Annotated in this window: 16 protein-coding genes; 12 read left to right on the forward strand and 4 right to left on the reverse strand. The window is 61.9% G+C overall.

Going from position 1 to position 17915, the window contains the following annotated elements; genetic code table 11:
* Positions 1 to 3 precede the first annotated feature (3 nt).
* From ACJ8J4_RS09810 to ppnP, 9 genes are all read left to right on the forward strand, one after another.
* Positions 4 to 570, forward strand: a complete 567-nt coding sequence (locus ACJ8J4_RS09810) for a heme acquisition protein HasA (protein WP_025301726.1) — start codon at positions 4 to 6, stop codon at positions 568 to 570.
* Positions 571 to 642: 72 nt separating this feature from the next.
* Complete coding sequence (locus tag ACJ8J4_RS09815) at positions 643 to 2421, forward strand: type I secretion system permease/ATPase (RefSeq protein ID WP_049206216.1); 1779 nt, start codon at positions 643 to 645, stop codon at positions 2419 to 2421.
* Positions 2418 to 3749, forward strand: coding sequence for an HlyD family type I secretion periplasmic adaptor subunit (locus ACJ8J4_RS09820; RefSeq protein ID WP_149570273.1), 1332 nt, complete (start codon positions 2418 to 2420; stop codon positions 3747 to 3749). The genes ACJ8J4_RS09815 and ACJ8J4_RS09820 overlap by 4 nt, the downstream gene beginning before the upstream one ends.
* A 2-nt stretch (positions 3750 to 3751) precedes the next feature.
* The gene (locus ACJ8J4_RS09825) at positions 3752 to 4543 is read left to right on the forward strand and encodes an energy transducer TonB (RefSeq protein WP_025301729.1); all 792 of its coding nucleotides are present in this window, start codon (positions 3752 to 3754) and stop codon (positions 4541 to 4543) included.
* A 253-nt stretch (positions 4544 to 4796) separates the two neighbouring features.
* Positions 4797 to 5570 carry an IclR family transcriptional regulator gene (locus ACJ8J4_RS09830; protein WP_025301730.1) on the forward strand — a complete coding sequence of 258 codons (774 nt, stop codon included), beginning with the start codon at positions 4797 to 4799 and terminating at the stop codon, positions 5568 to 5570.
* Positions 5571 to 5789: 219 nt separating this feature from the next.
* Positions 5790 to 7346 (forward strand): OPT/YSL family transporter, encoded by a 1557-nt coding sequence (locus ACJ8J4_RS09835; protein ID WP_049209291.1) that lies wholly within the window; start codon positions 5790 to 5792, stop codon positions 7344 to 7346.
* A gap of 34 nt (positions 7347 to 7380) precedes the next feature.
* Positions 7381 to 8310, forward strand: a complete 930-nt coding sequence (locus ACJ8J4_RS09840) for a DUF1177 domain-containing protein (protein ID WP_025301732.1) — start codon at positions 7381 to 7383, stop codon at positions 8308 to 8310.
* A 4-nt stretch (positions 8311 to 8314) separates the two neighbouring features.
* On the forward strand, positions 8315 to 8992 hold the full coding sequence (locus ACJ8J4_RS09845) for an AroM family protein (RefSeq protein WP_049206213.1): 678 nt from the start codon (positions 8315 to 8317) through the stop codon (positions 8990 to 8992).
* A 211-nt stretch (positions 8993 to 9203) separates the two neighbouring features.
* On the forward strand, positions 9204 to 9494 hold the full coding sequence (gene ppnP / locus ACJ8J4_RS09850; RefSeq protein ID WP_004940463.1) for a pyrimidine/purine nucleoside phosphorylase: 291 nt from the start codon (positions 9204 to 9206) through the stop codon (positions 9492 to 9494).
* A 65-nt stretch (positions 9495 to 9559) separates the two neighbouring features.
* Here ppnP and rdgC read toward each other — a convergent pair whose 3' ends face one another.
* A complete protein-coding gene (rdgC, locus tag ACJ8J4_RS09855) occupies positions 9560 to 10471 on the reverse strand; it encodes a recombination-associated protein RdgC (protein WP_004940461.1) in 912 nt (303 codons plus the stop codon).
* A 216-nt stretch (positions 10472 to 10687) separates the two neighbouring features.
* On the opposite strand from rdgC, the gene mak reads away from it, so the two are divergent.
* The 3 genes from mak (at position 10688) to ACJ8J4_RS09870 (ending at position 12321) form a co-directional block, all read left to right on the forward strand.
* On the forward strand, positions 10688 to 11602 hold the full coding sequence (gene mak / locus ACJ8J4_RS09860; RefSeq protein WP_197836478.1) for a fructokinase: 915 nt from the start codon (positions 10688 to 10690) through the stop codon (positions 11600 to 11602).
* A gap of 102 nt (positions 11603 to 11704) precedes the next feature.
* Positions 11705 to 11938: a type II toxin-antitoxin system Phd/YefM family antitoxin gene (locus ACJ8J4_RS09865; RefSeq protein WP_025301735.1), complete on the forward strand. Its 234-nt coding sequence runs from the start codon at positions 11705 to 11707 to the stop codon at positions 11936 to 11938.
* Positions 11935 to 12321 carry a type II toxin-antitoxin system VapC family toxin gene (locus tag ACJ8J4_RS09870; RefSeq protein ID WP_025301736.1) on the forward strand — a complete coding sequence of 129 codons (387 nt, stop codon included), beginning with the start codon at positions 11935 to 11937 and terminating at the stop codon, positions 12319 to 12321. Before ACJ8J4_RS09865 ends, ACJ8J4_RS09870 begins: the two co-directional genes overlap by 4 nt.
* On the opposite strand, the gene licT is transcribed toward ACJ8J4_RS09870, so the two are convergent.
* From licT to sbcD, 3 genes are all read right to left on the reverse strand, one after another.
* Entirely contained in the window at positions 12318 to 13166 is an 849-nt protein-coding gene (gene licT / locus ACJ8J4_RS09875) for a BglG family transcription antiterminator LicT (RefSeq protein WP_197836479.1), read from the reverse strand. The genes ACJ8J4_RS09870 and licT overlap by 4 nt on opposite strands.
* 232 nt (positions 13167 to 13398) lie before the next feature.
* The gene (gene sbcC / locus ACJ8J4_RS09880; protein WP_264383812.1) at positions 13399 to 16650 is read right to left on the reverse strand and encodes an exonuclease subunit SbcC; all 3252 of its coding nucleotides are present in this window, start codon (positions 16648 to 16650) and stop codon (positions 13399 to 13401) included.
* On the reverse strand, positions 16647 to 17879 hold the full coding sequence (gene sbcD, locus ACJ8J4_RS09885; RefSeq protein WP_025301739.1) for an exonuclease subunit SbcD: 1233 nt from the start codon (positions 17877 to 17879) through the stop codon (positions 16647 to 16649). Before sbcD ends, sbcC begins: the two co-directional genes overlap by 4 nt.
* Positions 17880 to 17915: the final 36 nt, after the last annotated feature.

The following is a 17915-nucleotide window of genomic DNA, read 5'->3' on the forward strand; positions in this document are numbered from 1 at the left end:
GAAATGGCATTTTCAGTTAACTATGACAGCAGCTTTGGCGGTTACAGCATTCATGACTATCTGGGCCAATGGGCTTCGACATTTGGTGATATCAACCATACCAACGGTAACGTCACCGACTCCAACAGCGGTGGCTTCTACGGCGGCCGGTTGTCTGGTAGCCAATATGCCGTGACCAGTACGGACAACCATGTCACGTCGGTCGTGGCGGGTGGCAACCTGACCTACACGCTGTTCAATGAACCGGCGCATACCCTGTACGGCCAGCTGGATTCCCTGTCGTTCGGCGACGGTTTGAGCGGTGGCGATACATCGCCGTACAGCATTCAGGTGCCTGACGTCAGCTTCGGCGGCCTGAACCTCAGCAGCCTGCAGGCGCAGGGCCACGATGGCGTGGTGCACCAGGTGGTGTACGGTCTGATGTCCGGCGATACCGGCGCGCTGGAAACCGCGCTGAACGGCATCCTCGACGACTACGGCCTGAGCGTCAATTCCACCTTCGATCAGGTGGCGGCGGCGACGGCGGTGGGCGTGCAGCACGCCGACAGCCCGGAACTGCTGGCGGCCTGATTGCGGCCGTTTGCCCGCCGGCGCCGTGCGCCCCGGCGGGCATTTTCTCGTTTTTAGCCGATGGAAAACGCCATGAAAAACGCCGTCAGGCGCGGAGAAGTGATGAGCGTGCTGGCCGCATACCGGCGCGGATTTTGGGGCATCGCGCTGTTTACCGCGGTGATCAACCTGTTGATGCTGGCACCGGCGCTGTACATGCTGCAGGTCTACGATCGCGTGTTGCCGTCGGGCAACCGCATGACGCTGGCGATGCTGACCCTGATGGTGGTCGGCCTTTACCTGTTTATGGGGCTGCTGGAGTGGGTGCGCAGCCAGGTGGTGATCCGCCTCGGCGCCCAGATGGATATGCGCCTGAATCAGCGGGTCTACGACGCCGCCTTCGAAACCAATCTGAAAACCGGCAACCCGCTGGCGGGGCAGGCGCTGAACGATCTGACCAACCTGCGCCAATTTGCCACCGGCAATGCGCTGTTCGCCTTTTTCGATGCCCCCTGGTTCCCGGTTTATCTGCTGGTGGTGTTTCTGCTCCACCCCTGGCTTGGCGCGTTGGCCAGCGCCGGAGTGATCGTGCTGGTGCTGCTGGCCTGGCTCAACCAGCGGGTGTCGCAGGCGCCGCTCGCGGAGGCCGGCCGGGTCGCGCTGAGCGCCACGCAGCAGGCCAACGGCAACCTGCGTAATGCCGAAGCTATCGCCGCCATGGGGATGCTGACCGACTTGCGCCTGCGCTGGCTGCGGCAGCATCAGCAGTTCCTGCTGTTGCAGAACCGCGCCAGCGAGAAAATCGCCGCCGTCACCGCCTGGTCGAAAACCGTGCGGCTGGCATTGCAGTCGCTGATGTTGGGCTGCGGCGCGCTGCTGGCGGTGAACGGCGACATTACGCCGGGCATGATGATCGCCGGATCGATCCTGATCGGCAGGGTGCTGGGGCCGATCGATCAGCTGATCGGCGCCTGGAAACAGTGGTCGTCGGCGCGCCAGTCCCTGCAACGGCTGGAGGTGATGTTGGCCGCTAATCCGCCGCGGGCGGCGAGCCTGCCGCTGCCGGCGCCCAACGGGACATTGACCGTGAATCAGCTGGCCGCCAGCGCGCCCGGCGGGAGCGCACCGGTATTGCACGGCGTCAGTTTTCGTCTGGAGGCCGGCGAGGTGCTGGGCGTCATTGGCGCATCCGGCTCCGGCAAAACGTTGCTGATGCGCCAACTGGTCGGCGCGTTGACGCCGCTCAGCGGCGACGTGAGGCTGGACGGTGCAGATATCCGGCAGTGGGATAAACAGCAGCTGGGGCCGCATATCGGCTACTTGCCGCAGGATATCCAGCTGTTCGCTGGCACCCTGACGGAAAACATCGCCCGCTTTGGCCAGGTTGACGCCGAGAAGGTGGTGGCCGCCGCCGCGCTGGCCGGCGTGCACCAATTGATCCTGCATTTACCCAAAGGGTATGAAACCGAGCTGGGCGAGGGCGGCAGCGGCCTGTCCGGCGGCCAGCGTCAGCGGGTGGCGCTAGCGCGCGCGCTGTATGGCTCTCCGGCGTTGGTGGTGTTGGACGAACCGAATGCCAACCTCGATCGTGAAGGGGAAGAGGCGCTGCAGCGGGCGATCGAAGCGTTGAAGGCGCGCGGTACCACCATCGTGTTGGTGACCCACAAACCGGCGATCCTGGCGACCACCGACAAATTGCTGGTGCTGGCCGCCGGCCAGGTGCAGCACTTCGGCCCCAGCGACGCCATCCTGAAGAAACTGCCTGGTTTTGCGCCTGCAGCCGTACCGGCCAACGTCGGCCGCAGCAGCGGCGGCTTCAACGTCAACTACGCCAACTTTGCCAAAACGGCCAGCGGTGAACGAAAAGTATGAGCAATCAGAGTGTGATCCCCGGCGATATCGACGCCCTTTCCCGACAGTTCGACGAAGGGCGCCATCTGCGGCTCGGCGGCTGGCTGGTGCTGTTGGGGTTTGGCGGCTTCCTGCTGTGGGGGCTGTTGGCGCCGCTGGACAAAGGCGTGCCGGTTTCCGGCAGCGTGGTGGTGGCCGGCAACCGTAAGGCGGTGCAGCACCCGAGCGGCGGCGTGGTGTCGCAAATTCAGGTGCATGAAGGCGACCGGGTTCGCGCCGGGCAGGTGCTGCTGCTGATGGATACCGTCGACAGCCGCACCCAGCGCGATGCGCTGCGCAGCCAGCAGTTGAGCAACGCCGCGCAGCGGGCGCGGCTGCAGGCCGAACGCGACGGCCTGCAGGCGATCGCTTTCCCGGCATTGCTGCAGGCGCGGCGGGAGGAGCCAGAGGTGATGTCGTTGATGCTGCTGCAGCAGCAGCTGTTCACCAGCCGCCGAGCGGCGCTGCAGAGTGAGCTGGCGGCGATCGCGGAGAGCATTGCCGGATCGCAGGCGATGCTGGAAGGGATCCGTCAGTCTTACGCCAGCAAGCAACGGCAAAAGGCCATGTTGCAGGAGCAGCTGAGCGGTATGCGCAAGCTGGCTGCGCAGGGGTATGTGGCGCGCAATCGGCTGCTGGATCTGGAAGGGCAGTATGCGCAGATCGACGGCCAGGCGTCCGAGGACACCGGCAATATCGGCCGCCTGGGCCGCCAAATACTGGAGCTGAAGCTGCGGGCGATCCAGCGGCGGGAAGAGTATCAGAAAGAGGTCAGTAGCCAGCTGGCCGAGGTGCGGATGAAGCTGGACGAACTGGATAACCGCCTGGCCAAGGCGGAGGCCGATCTGGGTCATACGCAGGTGAAAGCGCCGGTGGCGGGCACCGTGGTGGGGCTGAGCGTGTTCACCGAAGGTGGCGTGATCGGCGCCGGTCAGCAACTGATGGAGATCGTGCCCAGCGAGCGGGGGCTGCAGGTGGAGGCGCGTATCCCGGTCGAACTGATCGACAAGGTGCAGGTAGGGCTGCCGGTCGAACTGTTGTTCTCGGCGTTCAACCAAAGCACCACGCCGCGCGTCGAGGGCGAGGTGACGCTGGTCGGGGCCGATCGCCTGACCGACGAGAAAAGCGGCGCGCCCTATTACAGCGTGCGCGCCAAGGTCAGCGAAGCGGGGCTGCAACGCCTGAACGGGTTGGAGATCCGCCCGGGGATGCCGGTCGAAGGCTTCATCCGCACCGGCGAGCGTTCGATGATGAACTACCTGTTCAAACCGCTGACCGACCGCCTTCATCTGGCGCTGACGGAAGAGTGAGCATGTCGGTTTCGCCGCTGCCTTTCGCCGCACCCGGTGCCGTCATGCCCTGGCGCCGTTGCCTGGTGCTGGTGCTGGCACTGCACCTGCTGGTTGTGGCGCTGTTCTGGCCCTGGCGAGACAAGGCCGCGCCGGCGTGGGTGCCGCCGCCGGCGGTCATGGTGGTGATGGCCGCCGCACCGCAGGCCCCGGCCGAGGTAAAACAACCGCCGGGGCAAAGGACGCCGCCGCCTCAGGTTGAACCGCCGTCGCCGCCGGAACCCTTGCCGACGGTGAAGGTGCCTGAAGCCGTGCGGCCGAACATCGCCGTACCGCCGAAGCAGAAAAAACCGCCCAAGCCGGTGAAGACTCCCCCCCTGCCGCGCACACCGCCGCAGGAGAAAACGATCGCGCCGCCGAAGGTTCAGGAGCAAAGCGTCGGTGCGCCACCGCCGGGCCGGGCGGATAAAACGGCCGCGCCGCAAACTCGCCTGACGCCCTATGCTCAGGCGGGGGTGGACAACTGGCGCAGCCGCATCAGCGGCCGCCTGAATCGTTTTAAACGTTACCCCAAAGACGCATTGCGGCTAAAGCGCCAGGGCGTCGGGCAGGTGCGTTTCACGTTGGACAGGCAGGGCCATGTGCTGGCGGTGACGCTGGTCAGCAGCGCCGGGTTGCCGTCGCTGGATCGCGAAATCCAGGCGCTGGTCAAACGCGCTTCGCCGCTGCCCACGCCGCCGGCGGACGCCTACGTCAACGGCACGGTGGAATTGACGTTGCCGATCGATTTCAGTTTGCGCGGCGCGGGTTTCTGAGCCGCGGCAATATCTCCTCCTGAGAAAATCATTTTTCAGCAGCTTGTCCTGCTATTCATTATTTTCAGAGCGTATCGTTATTTTATTCGGCGCGGATAAGTCGGCGTTCTACGCAATATTTTCATTTGAAAAGCACGAATGCCTTTTATTTTGCGGCTGACAAAAAATAAACAGCTTGACGCTGCGGAGTTCGGGTTTTAGTTTTTAATTATAAAACAGGAACTGAGTTCCATATAGTGGAACAAGGCGGATCATGACAACGCTGGAAAATGCCGCTGCGGTATTAAAACTCTTTTCTCAACAACGTGTGATGCATGGCCAACCGGGTATTGCATTCAGCGACGTGGTTGAGCAATTGGCGCTGCCGAAAAGCACGGTATCGCGCCTGCTGCAGACCATGGAAAATCAGGGCATGCTGGAGCGCGATCCCGATAGCCGGCGTTATCACATCGGCGCGCTGTTGCTGGCGGCATCCAGCCACTATCTGTCGATGCCGCTGGTGGACAACCTGGCGGCCAGTATGGCGCAGCTGTGCCGCCAGACGGCCTGTACCGGCTACCTTTCTATATTGGAAGGGCAGGAGATCATGGTGATGCGCATGTTTCCCGGCCGCCACTTTTTGCAGGTGGTCACCCCGGCGGGTTACCGTTCGCCAGCGGCGGAAACCTCGGTCGGCCGGGCGATACTGGCGCGTGAAAGCGACGAGCAGGTTCGGGCGCGTTACGCCGGCGGTTACCGGGCGACTTCGCCCAATGCGCCGCAAACGTTGGATGCGCTGTTGCAGACGTTGCAGCAGGTGAGGCGTCAGGGATGGTCGCTGGCGCGCAATGAAACCTTGAACAGCATCAGTTCGCTGGCGACCGCGCTGGTGAACAAGCACGGCAGCGAGACGGTGGGGTTGTGCCTGTCCTTCCCCTCGCAGGGCGAGGAGCAGCCGTTTGTACCGGAAGTCTTGGCCGAATTAACCGCAGTCAGCCGCCAACTGGCGGAAAAATATGGCGATGATTATTGGCAGCAGATCAAATAACGCGCCTGAGCTATCGTGTTGCATCATAATTAACGAGCGCCGACACCAGGGAACTCATTAATTATATTTCACCGTATTTTATTGGTAAGAAATAGACAGGCTGAATAAGAAAATAATCACGTTGTGACACCGGTAGTTCCAAATAATGGAACTGCCGCGGCGAGCTATCGTTTGGCGTTATTTCCGCCACGCAGTAGGAAATATTCAGGGAAACCAAGCATGAAATCAAATAATCCGCTAAAAGAGGCCGGCACGCTGTTGGTCATGGCGTTACTTTCGGTGGTGGGGGCGATCATCGGCGTTCAGCTGATCACCACGCTGGGCGTGACGCCCAACACCTCGATCATCGGTGCGCTGATTGCCATGCTGTTGGCACGCATTCCGCTGAAAATGTTCCAACGCTACCGCTCGGTGCACACTCAGAACCTGGCGCAGACGGTGATCTCCTCTGCCACCTTCGGCGCGGCCAATTGTCTGCTGATGCCGATTGCGGTGCCTTACGTGATGGGGCAACCGCAGCTTATTTTACCGATGTTCTGCGGCGTGGCGGCGGCGATGTTGCTTGACGCCTATCTGCTTTATCGCCTGTTCGATACCAAAGTGTTCCCCGCCGCCAATGCCTGGCCGCCCGGCGTCGCCGCCGCGGAAGCGATTAAAGCCGGCGATCGCGGCGGCAAGCAGGCCTGGCTTTTGGTGGTGGGCGTAGGGGTAGGTATCGCCGGATCAATGCTCAAGATCCCCATGGCGGCCTTCGGCACCGCCTTTATCGGCAATATCTGGGCGCTGAGCATGTTTGGCGTCGGGTTATTGTTGCGGGCTTACGCCGATCCGGTGGCCGGTTTCGATATCAATGCCCATTTTATTCCGCACGGCGTGATGGTCGGCGCCGGCCTGGTGGCGCTGATCCAGGTTGCGCAGGTGATCCGCAGCCGCCGCGCCGATAGCGCCGGTTATACCCAACCGGACAGTGCGGTAAGCAAAGCGCTCGGCCTGGGCGCGGTCGGCTACATCGCCATCGCCGCGTTTTTGGCTCTGATCGGCGGGCTGTTCAGCGAGATGTCGCTGCCGATGTTGGCGCTGTTCGTGATATACGCGGCGTTCGCCGCTTTCGTTCATGAGCTGATCGTCGGTATCGCCGCCATGCACTCCGGCTGGTTTCCTGCGTTCGCGGTGGCGTTGATCACCCTGATCGTCGGTATCCTGATCGGTTTCCCACCGCTGGCGCTGTGCATCCTGACCGGTTTTACCGCCGCCACCGGGCCGGCCTTCGCCGACATGGGCTTTGATTTGAAAGCAGGCTTCATCCTGCGTGGCTACGGCGAGGATCTGCGACAGGAGCTGCTGGGGCGCCGCATTCAGCTGTTTGCGGCGCTGATTGCCTTCCTCATCGCCATTCCGGTGGTTTACCTCTCTTATCACAGCTATTTCCTGCAGGACCTGATCCCGCCGGTCGCGCGCGTTTACGCGAAGACCATCGAGGCCGGTGCGCAGCCGGGTATCGCCTGGAGCCTTTTGATCTGGGCGATCCCCGGCGCCGTGGTACAGCTGATCGGCGGCCCTAAGCGCCAGCTCGGCGTGTTGCTGGCGACCGGTCTGCTGATCAATAACGCCTTGGCCGGGTGGGCGGTGCTGGTGGGTATCGCGCTGCGCGTGGCGATCCTGCGCCGTTGGGGCGATCGTGGCCGCACACCGATGGAGATCATGGCGGCCGGGTTTATCGCCGGCGACGCGCTCTACAACTTCTTCAGCTCGATTTTTTCCAGCAAGGGCAAATAGCCCCTGCCGATGACATTGGTGAGGTAAAACGACCATGAGTTTGCAACAAACGCTGCAGGTTTTTGAATTGATTGATAGCGCATTCGTCAGCGGCCAGGACGTCGTCGATCTGTTTGCGCCTTACCCGGCGATCCGGGCCAGCACCTTGCGCGCCGACGGGCCGAAGGGCGGTACCGATTTCGTGCGCATCGAGATCCCCGGTAGCGCAGGCCAATTCGCTGGCGGTGCGGCGCCGACGCTGGGCATTATCGGCCGCCTGGGCGGCATCGGCGCGCGGCCGACGCGTATCGGGCTGGTGTCTGACGGCGACGGCGCGATCGCCGCCATTGCCGCCGCGCTGAAGCTGGCAGAGATGCAGCGTAAGGGCGACACGCTGCCGGGCGATGTGATCGTCACCACTCATATTTGCCCGAACGCGCCGACCCGGCCGCACGATCCGGTCGATTTTATGGATTCGCCGATCGATGACGTGACGATGAACGATAATGAAGTGGTGCCGGAGGCTGACGCCATCCTGTCGATCGATACCACCAAGGGCAATCGCATCATCAACCACAAAGGCTATGCGCTGTCGCCGACGGTGAAAGAGGGCTACATCCTGCGGGTGGCGGAAGATCTGCTGCGCATCATGGAGATGACCAGCGGCCGCCCGGCGGTGACCTTCCCGATCACCACGCAGGATATCACCCCTTATGGCAACGGCGTGCATCACCTCAACAGCATCCTGCAGCCCTCGACCGCTACTGCGGCGCCGGTGGTCGGCGTGGCGATTTGCAGCGAATCGGTGGTGCCGGGCTGCGGCACCGGCGCCAGCCACGAAACGGACATCGCGCTGGTGGTCAAATTCGCGGTGGAGGTCGCCAAAGAATTTGGCCGCGGCACTTGCCGGTTCTACGATGCTGCCGAATTCGGCCAACTGCTGGCGCTGTACGGCAGTCTGAGCCACCTGCAAAAAAGGAGATAGACCCATGACGGCTTCATTCGCCACGCTGACCCTCGGTCAGGCGCCGCGCAGCGATATCATGCCGCTGCTGTCTGCTTATCTGCCGGCGGAGCGGGTGAGGCACGTCGGTTTGCTGGACGGCCTGGATGCCGGGCAGATCGCCGAGCGTTATGCGCCGCAACAGGGCGATAAGCTGCTGGTGTCGCGCCTGTTGGACGGCACGCAGGTGACGCTCTGTGCCGCTCGCGTTGAAAGCGGGTTGCAGCAGAAGATCCGCGAGTTGGAGGCGGCGGGGTGCCAGGTGATCCTGCTGCTGTGCACCGGCGAATTCGGCGAATTGCAGGCGGAACAGGCGCTGTTGCTGGAGCCGGATCGCATTATTCCGCCGTTGATCTCCGCGATCGTCGGCGCACACCGCGTCGGCATCGTGGTGCCGATGGCGGAACAGGTTGAGCAGCAGGCGCGTAAATGGCGGCAGCTGGCGACGCCGCCGAGCTATGCCGTCGCCAGCCCCTATCTGGCAGATGATGCCGCGCTGGAGCAGGCGGCTTGCGCACTGCTGCGGCAGGGGGCGGAGGTGGTGGTGCTAGACTGCATCGGTTATCACCAGCGTCACCGCGCCTTTTTGCAGGCGCGTCTGTCGGTGCCAGTGTTGTTGTCGAACGTACTGGTCGCCAAGCTGGCTGCAGAGTTAGTCGACTGATTCAAATAGCGAAAAGTTACCGCTCGACGCGGTCTCAGGCGCTTTGCTCCCCTGGATCTCCCTGGGCTTCAGCAGCCCTGACTGCCGGTGAGAAGCCCGGCAGCGTTTTACTCTGCGCAGCGATCGCATTTCGCGCGAAAAACCAGTGACAGATCAACCGTAATCCCCCAATATGGATTTTCCATCAAGATGATTACGCGGGTGCCAGTCTATGCTGAAAGTGAATGAGTATTTTGCCGGAAAAGTGAAGTCTATCGGTTTTGACAGTAGCAGCATCGGTCTTACCAGCGTGGGCGTGATGGAAGAGGGCGAATACACCTTCTCCACCGCGCAACCGGAAGAAATGACGGTGATCACCGGGGCGCTGAAAGTGCTGCTGCCAGGGGCGCCGGACTGGCAGGTGTTTACGCCGGGTGAGAAGTTCTTCGTGCCGGGGCACAGCGAGTTCAACCTGCAGGTGGCCGACGCGACCGCCTATCTGTGCCGCTATCTGAGCAAATAAACGTTGCTCGTTAGGGGAACGCAGGGCTCAGCGGATGCTGGGCCCTGGTCGTTTCTGAGGCGGGATTAACGCTGGGCTTCGCCGCCGAGCGCTTCGATGGTGTTTTTGATCAACGCCGCCAGCTCGCTGGTCATCAGGATAAAGTCGGCGTCAAAGCGCTGGGCGAAGTCGTCGCGATCGATGTCGTCGTTCTGCTCGCGCAGCGTGTCGGCGAACTTCAGGCGCTTGAGCGAGCCGTCGTCCGACAGCATCAGCTGAATGCGCTCCTGCCAATCCACCGCCAGCTTGGTCACCAGCTTGCCGGCTTCGATATGCACCGCGATTTCGTCACTGATCAGATTCTGTTTCTTGCAGCGGATCACGCCGCCTTCTTCCAGAATCGCTTTCAATTCCGCTTCATCCTGAATGGCGAAGCCGGCCGGCATCTCGCCGGAACGCACCCATTCGGTCAGCGTCAGTTCGATCGGGCTTTCCATCGTCAGCGGCACCACCGGCAGCGAGCCGAGGCTCTTGCGCAGCAGCGCCAGCGTATCTTCGGCGCGTTTGGCACTGGCGGCATCGACCATGATCAGATCGTTGACGGTGTCGATCCACATGAAGGTCTGGTTGAAGCGGCTGAACGCGCGCGGCAGCAGGCTGTGCAGCACTTCGTCCTTCAGCGCGTCTTTCTCGGTTTTCTTCAGTTTGCGGTGTTGTTCCGCCTCCAGGCGCTCAATCTTGGCCTGCAGCTCTTGCTTGATGACCGGCGACGGCAGGATTTTCTCTTCCTTGCGCGCGCAGATGACGATCTGGCCGTTGACCGCGTGCGTCAGCGCATCGCTGTGCGAGCCCATCGGGGAGACCCAGCCAGTCTTCGCCATGTCCTGGCTGCCGCACGGCGTGAAGGCGAACGCGCTGAGTTGTTTTTCCATTTCATCCGCGTTTAACGCCACTTCGCGGCTCAAACGGTAAACCATCAAATTCTTAAACCACAGCATAATGTTATCCCTGGCTGGGCGTGCGCTCGGCACGCTGATTCGTCAAAAGCAGGGCGGCATGATAACGAATTGACGCTGAAAAATCGCCCCATTCTCTCCGAATTGCGTTGCTTTACGCACCGAGAAAGGGCGGGGTGGAGGGTGGGAAACAGGTGATTCATCTGCGCGCTTACATTAGGCTGTGGCAACGCTACGTGGCATCGAGGAGAAAAATACGTGCGCATTGGCATCGACTTGGGTGGGACGAAAATTGAAGTGATTGCGTTGGCGGACGACGGGCGGGAGCTGTTTCGCCATCGCATCGCCACGCCGCGCCATGACTATGGGCAAACCCTGGCGGCGATCGCCGGGCTGGTGAAGCTGGCGGAAGATCATACCGGCGAATTGGGATCGGTCGGGATCGGCATTCCCGGCACGCTGTCGCCGTTTACCGGGCGGGTGAAGAACGCCAACTCGGTATGGCTCAACGGCCAACCGCTGGACAAGGATCTGTCGGCGCTGCTGGCGCGCGAGGTGCGTATCGCCAACGACGCCAACTGCCTGGCGGTGTCGGAAGCTACCGACGGCGCAGGCGCTGGCGCGAAAACGGTGTTCGCGGTCATTATCGGCACCGGCTGCGGCGCCGGCGTGGCGCTGAGCGGCCAGGCGCATTCTGGCGGCAATGGCATCGCCGGCGAGTGGGGCCACAACCCGCTGCCGTGGCAGGATGACGATGAGCTGCGTTACGCTCGCGACGTGCCGTGTTACTGCGGCAAGCCGGGCTGCATCGAAACCTTTATTTCCGGCACCGGTTTCGCCACCGACTATGCGCGCCTGAGCGGCAACGCGCTGCAAGGGTACGAGATCATGGCGCTGAGCGAGCGGGGCGATGCGCTGGCGGAGCAGGCGATCGTTCGCTACGAAATGCGGTTGGCGAAATCGCTGGCGCACGTGATCAACATGCTGGATCCGGATGTGGTGGTGCTCGGTGGCGGCATGAGCAACGTGGATCGCCTGTACCGCACGGTGCCGCAGCGGGTGAAAAGTTGGGTATTTGGCGGCGAGTGTGAAACGCCGATCCGCAAGGCGGTTCACGGCGACTCCAGCGGCGTACGCGGTGCGGCCTGGCTGTGGCCGCAACAGCAGCGCTAAACGTTGCAGCAAAGCGCGAGGCTGCTCGCGCTTTAAACCCTTCCCTGTACAAAAACTGGACGGCGTTTTATGATTTAGCTAACTTAGCTAAGGAGGACGCGTATGCCGATTCAGGCCAATATGCACGAAGCCAAATCCAATCTGAGCCAGTTGGCGGACAGAGCCGCGGAGGGAGAAACCGTGATTATTGCAAAAGCAGGGAAGCCGTACGTACAGCTGGTCGCCATCAAGGGGGAAGCGCGCCGCCCTGGCGCCGCCAAGGGCAAGTTCACCGTGCCGGCGGATTTCAACGCCGAGGATGCGGCCATTGCGGCGTTGTTTGAGGGCGATGCATGAAGCGCCTGTTGCTGGATACCCACGCGTTGCTGTGGTGGCTGATCGATGACGCCTGCCTGGGCGCGAACGCCAAAAGGCAGATCGCCGATCCGGGCAATGCGGTGTACGTCAGCGCGGCCAGCATTTGGGAGATCTCGATCAAGCAGGCGCTGGGCAAACTGGCGCTGCCGGAAGATATCTTTGCGATCATCGAGGCCGAGGAATTTCTGTCGCTGCCGATGGACGCCTTTCACTGCCAACAGGCCGGGCAGTTGCCGCCCTATCATCAGGATCCTTTCGATCGCATGCTGATCGCACAGGCGCAGGCCGAAGGGCTGACGCTGGTCTCCGCCGACGCGGTGTTTCCGCAGTACGGCGTGCGGGTAGCCGACGCTCGCCGTTAAGCCGGCTTTTCCTCGCTTTCGCTGCGCACCCGTTCGATATGAATGGTCAGAAACATCATCTCTTCCGTGGTGAGCTGATGCTGATAGTGCTTTTCGATGTGGCGGTTGATCTTACCGGCGCAGGCGAATGACTCGCGGTACTTCTCTTTCACCACCTGATAGAGCGAGTCGTCGTCGCTGTCGACGTAGTTTTTCCCCAGCAGGCGCTGGGCGAAGAATTTCAAATGGGTGACGAAACGGTGGTAGCTCAGGGATTCCTCGTTGTAATCAAAGCGGAAATGGTATTTGACCAGGTTGAGGATCTCTTGCATCATGCGGGTAATATGCAGCGTGTTGTGCATCTCGTCGTTAAGCTGGGCGTTGACCAGGTGTAGGGCGATAAATCCGGCTTCGTCCTCCGGCAACGCGGTGTCCAGCCGTTGGGCGATCAGGGCCAGCGCCTCCAGCCCGACGGCGAACTCGGCCGGATAGAGCTTTTTAATCTCCCACAGCAACGCATTTTTGATATCCAGCCCTTGCGCATGGCGCTGCAGGGCGAAGTGGATGTGATCGGTCAGCGTGATGTAGACGATGTTATGCAACTTGCCCGGCAGGCGTTCGCGGGCGAGAGTAATGATCTTGTCGGCGGTGGTGACGCAGGCTAATGGGATCTCGGCGAGCAGCTCTTTATAGCGCTCGGCGGTTTCTCCGCCGTTATGGGTGAATACCTTTTCGATCAGGCTTTCGTCCAGCGTATCGCCGGGCTTCTTTTTAAAGCCGATTCCTTTTCCCATCACCACCGTCTCTTCCTGACGGTCGTCCAGCGTAATCACCACGTTATTATTGAGTATTTTAGCGATTTTCATGGTTTTTCCCGGTGTTTCAGCATCCTGAAAACGAAAAAACCTGACGCCCGGAAGCGATCCCGGGTGTCAGGTTTTGCCTGTATTTTATGTTTCTTCCCTGCGGCCCTGAGCGGCGGAGGGGATACAGTAACAATCCTATTATGTTGGCATAATAACCCGTGCCCGCCGCGGCTCAACGCTTTTCACTGCGGAGTGCCGCCGCGGTCACACTTCTGCGCCGCGCGCCGCGGGATCATTCCAGCCTGAAATGCGCCTCCAGCCGGCTGACGCCGAGCCCGTTGACCTTTTTCACCTTGATCTGCACCGGAATACGTTCTTTCATCGCCTCGACGTGGCTGATCACGCCGATGGTTTTGCCGGAGGCATTCAGGCTGTCCAGCGCGTCCAGCGCGGTATCGAGGGTTTCGGCGTCTAGCGTGCCGAAGCCTTCGTCGAGGAACAGCGAGTCGATGCTGGTTTTGTGGCTGACCAGATCGGACAACGCCAGCGCCAGCGCCAGGCTGACCAGGAAGCTCTCACCGCCGGACAGGGTGCGGGTATCGCGCAGCGCGTCCGCCTGCCAGGTGTCCACCACCTGCAGCTCCAGCGCATCGCTGGTTTTGCGCTGAAGCAGATAGCGCCCATGCAGCCGGCCGAGTTGCTGGTTAGCCAGATAGACCAGATGATCGAGCGTTAACCCCTGAGCGAAGCGGCGGAACTTGTCGCCTTCTTTCGAGCCGATCAGCTGGTTGAGGTAGCTCCAGTCGTCGTAGTCTTGCTGACTGCGGGCGATCTGCTCGAACAGCGCCTGCTGATTAAGGCGACGGGCGGCGTCGCTTTCCAACTGGTTGCGCAGTTCACCCTGGCGCAGCTGCAACGTTTTCAACTGCTGTGCCAACTCGGCCAGCGATTGGGTGAGCGCGTCGAGATCCGTGTTGGCTTCATCCACCCCCTCAGGGCGGTTCAGCCGATGCTGCTCCAGCGTTTGCGTCGCCTGCGTCAGCAGGGCCGCGGCCTCTACCTGCCGCTGTTGCAGTTGCTCTCTACGCTGCTGCAATTCGCGGCGCAGTGTGTCGTCCAGCAGCGCGGCGGTGAAGGCGGTTTCATCAGCGAATTCGCTGTCGGCCAGCGCCTGCTGCCACTGCTGCTGCGCCTGCTGCAGCCGCTCCTGCATCTGGATGTGTTGTTGTTGTAACCCGGCCTGCTGGCCGGTCAGGCGCTCGCGCAGTTCCTGCGCCTTTTGCCACTGCTCGGCGGCCTGTAAGCTGGCCTGTTCACTGGCGGTTTGTTTGGCGCGCAGCTGTTCCCGCACCTCGGCGACCCGCTGTTCGCCGAACAGCGCCAGCCGCTGCGCGCGCCGCTCTGCGAGGGTTTTTTCGCCTTCCTGCCAGCGTTGTTGCAGGTCTTGCTGCTGTTGCAGGCTGTCGGCATAGGTTTTCTGCAGCAGCGTAAAGCGCTCTTCGAGCAGCGCCAGCTGTTGCTGCGCCTGCTGCTGCTGCGTTTGCAGAGCGGCGAGCGCGTCTTTTGCCTGTTGTACTGCCTGCGCCGCCTGTTCATGCTGCTGCAGCGCGTGCTGCCCGCGCCGCTCTTCATCGTCGCAACCGCTCAGCCAGGCGCTGAGTCGCTCGCTCTCCGCCAGCGTAAAGTCGAACGCCAGCGGTGCGCTGAGCTGCCGCCACTGCTGCTGTTGGGCCGCCAACTGCTGTTCATCCTGCGCGATGGTTTGCTGTTGGCGCTGCAACTGCTGTTGCAGGTTGTCGTAACGGGCTCGCAGCTCGACGCCTTGTTTTTGCAATGCTTCGGTCTGGACTTTCATTTGCTCCAGACGTTGCGCAGTTTCTGACAGTTTTACCTCTTGATATTGTTCTACCGCCGGGTGCTCGCATGAGCCGCACAGCGGGCAGGGGGCGCCGGGTTGCAAACGGGCGCGCTCGGCCTCCAGACCCACGATCAGTTGTTCCAGCGCATAGGTTTTTTCAACATCGGCCTGGTGTGCTTTCTGCTGCTTAAATTGCTGACGGATGAGTTCTAGCTGTGGCTCCAACTGGGTCAGTTCATGTTGACCGATGTTTAGCTCTTGCCGCTGTTGTTCCAGCCGTTTAACGATTTGCTGCGACAAAGAGGATAGAGTAAACAGCTGCTGGCGCGTCGGGCGCAGATCCGCCAGGGCGCTCAGGCGCTGGCGCAGCGGGGCCAGCGGCGTTTTCGCCTCCAGCGCCTGCTGCTGTTGCTGTTGAACGGCCAGCGCTTCGTTCAGCGCGTTCAACTGCTGCTGATGCTGTGCGCCCTGTGCCGTCAGCTGGCTGCGCTGAACGGTGAGCTGCTCCAGCGTAGTTTGCTGCTGGGCACACTGCTGCGCGGCGGCATCGGCGGCCTGTCGTCGCTCGGCCTGTGTCGACTGCAGTTGGGCTATTTGGTGGTCGAGCGGAGCGACTTGCTCATCGATCAGCTGTTGCTGCTGCTGCATATACTCGGCATGGGTTTGCTGCGCCAGGCGGGCTTTTTCCACCGCCTGCTGCAGCGGCGCCAGCTGCGCCGAGTGCTGTTCCTGTTGCTGCGTCAGCTGGGCTGCCTGCTGTTGTATCGTCTGCAGTTCGGCGCGGCAGCGATCGCGTTCGCCGCGCAGCGGCCGCAATTTCTCGGCCGGTTCGCTGAGCGCCAGCTGCTGCAGCTGCGGGGCGGCCTCCGCCTGCTCGCGCTGGGCGGTTTCCAGCCGCCGTTGACCCTCGCCTTGCTGTTGCCGGAGGCGTTGCCATTGCTGCAGCCAGCTCAGCGCCTGTTGCTGTCGCTGGGTTTGCTCGCCGAGGGCGATTTCCTGCGCGCTCAGCGCCGTCAGCTGTTCGGTCAGAGACTGGCGCTGCTCGTCGTTCAGCAGTTCGATGCCGCTGGCGCGTTGGTGTAACCCATCCAGGTCGGTTTTGGCCTGCTTGTGCGACTCGAACACCTGTTCGGACAGTCGCCCATAGATTTCGGTGCCGGTCAGCTCTTCCAGCAGTTCGGCGCGATCGTTGGCATCGGCATTGAGGAAGGCGGCGAACTGCCCCTGAGACAGCATCATCGATTTGGTGAAGCGGCCAAAGTCCAGCCCGGTGATGGTTGCGGTAAGCTCCAGCTTGTCGCGCACCTTGTCCGCCAGGATCTTGCCGTCCTCGCGGCGCGCTAATTCGACCTTCGGCGCCTGCAGATTGCCGTCCGGCGCATTCTTGGCGCGGCGCTGGCTCCAGAAGGCGCGATAGCCGACGCCCTTGACCTCGAATTCGACCTCCGCCAGCGATTCGGCGGTGTGGCGGGTCATCAGTTCATTCTGGCTCGGCGTGACGTTGAGGCGCGGCGTCTGGTGGTACAGCGCCAGGCAAATGGCGTCCAGCAGGGTGGTTTTGCCCGCGCCGGTCGGGCCGGTAATGGCGAACAGGCCGTTGCTGGCGAACGGCTCGGCGGTGAAGTCAATTTTCCATTCGCCCTGCAGCGAGTTGAGGTTTTTTAACCGCAGGCTGAGGATCTTCATGGGTTGGTCTCCTCAGGATTGTGCTGCACCGCATCGACCACCTGGCGGAACAGTTGGTGCATCCGCCGTTGGCGTGCTTCGGGCATGTCGGCCTCCTGCGCCAGGCGCCGTTCGAACACCTCGTTGACGCTCAGTTCGTTCAGCGTTTCCTTATCCTGCTGCGCGATTGCCTGGCGGCGCTGCTCTTTGCTGCGCCGCAACAGCACCACTTCCACCGGCAGCTCATCCGCCATCAGTTGGATGCGGCGCTGAATATCGCTGAGGTAGTCCTGCGTCGCCACTTCGATATCCAGCCACACCGGCAGCTCGCCGGCATAGTCGGCAAATTGCTGCAGTTGCCGTTCGATCTCGGCCAGATCCCCTTTGATCAGCTGCATGGGCTGGAACTGCGGGATCGTTAACGCATCTACCTGCTGGAGGGCTCCGTCGGCGAAATCGACCAGGAAGACGCTTTTGGCTTTGCCCAGCTCATCGAAGCTGAGCGGGATCGGTGAGCCGCTATAGCGAATATGCTCTGACTTGGCGACGTTCTGCGCGCGGTGAATGTGGCCGAGCGCGATGTAATCGGCGGGCGGGAAGGCCTGCGCCGGGAAGGCGTCCAGAGTGCCGATATAGATGTCGCGCACCGAGTCGGAGGTGGTGACGCCGACGGTGGTCAGGTGGCCGGTGGCGACGATCGGCAGCGGCAAGCCCAGCTGGTCGCGGCGCTCGCAGGCCGCCTGATACAGCGTCTGATAATGTTCGGCGATGGCTTCCTGCAGCGCCTGCTGTTTCTGCGCGCCGGATTCGCCGGCGCGGCTGGTAAGCAGATCGCGCGGCCGTAGGAACGGGATGGCGCACAGCACCGCGCCCGGCTGGCCGTCGCGCTGGTTAAGCACCACGATCTGCTGTTCGGCCGCGCCTTGCGCGCTCGCGATCACCGTGGTGTTCAGGCAGGAGAGCAGTTCCCGCGATTCGTTCAGCGTCGCCACCGAATCGTGGTTGCCGCCCAACACGACCAACTGGCAGCCGGTGCGCTGTAGTTCCACCACGAAGCGGTTGTACAGCTCGCGGGCATAGCTGGGTGGTGAGCCGGTATCGAACAGATCCCCGGCGACGATCAGCGCATCCACCTGTTGCTGTTCGATCTGTTCGATCAGCCAGTTCAGAAAAGCCTGGTGCTCGGCGGCGCGGCTTTTGGTGAAAAAGTACTGGCCAAGGTGCCAGTCAGAGGTGTGGATCAGGCGCATGACACTCCCGGATGCAAAGATAATGGCGATGATTAT

It is taken from the genome of Serratia sp. CY47280, assembly GCF_052168655.1.
In the GTDB taxonomy this organism is placed as follows: Bacteria; Pseudomonadota; Gammaproteobacteria; order Enterobacterales; family Enterobacteriaceae; genus Serratia; species Serratia bockelmannii.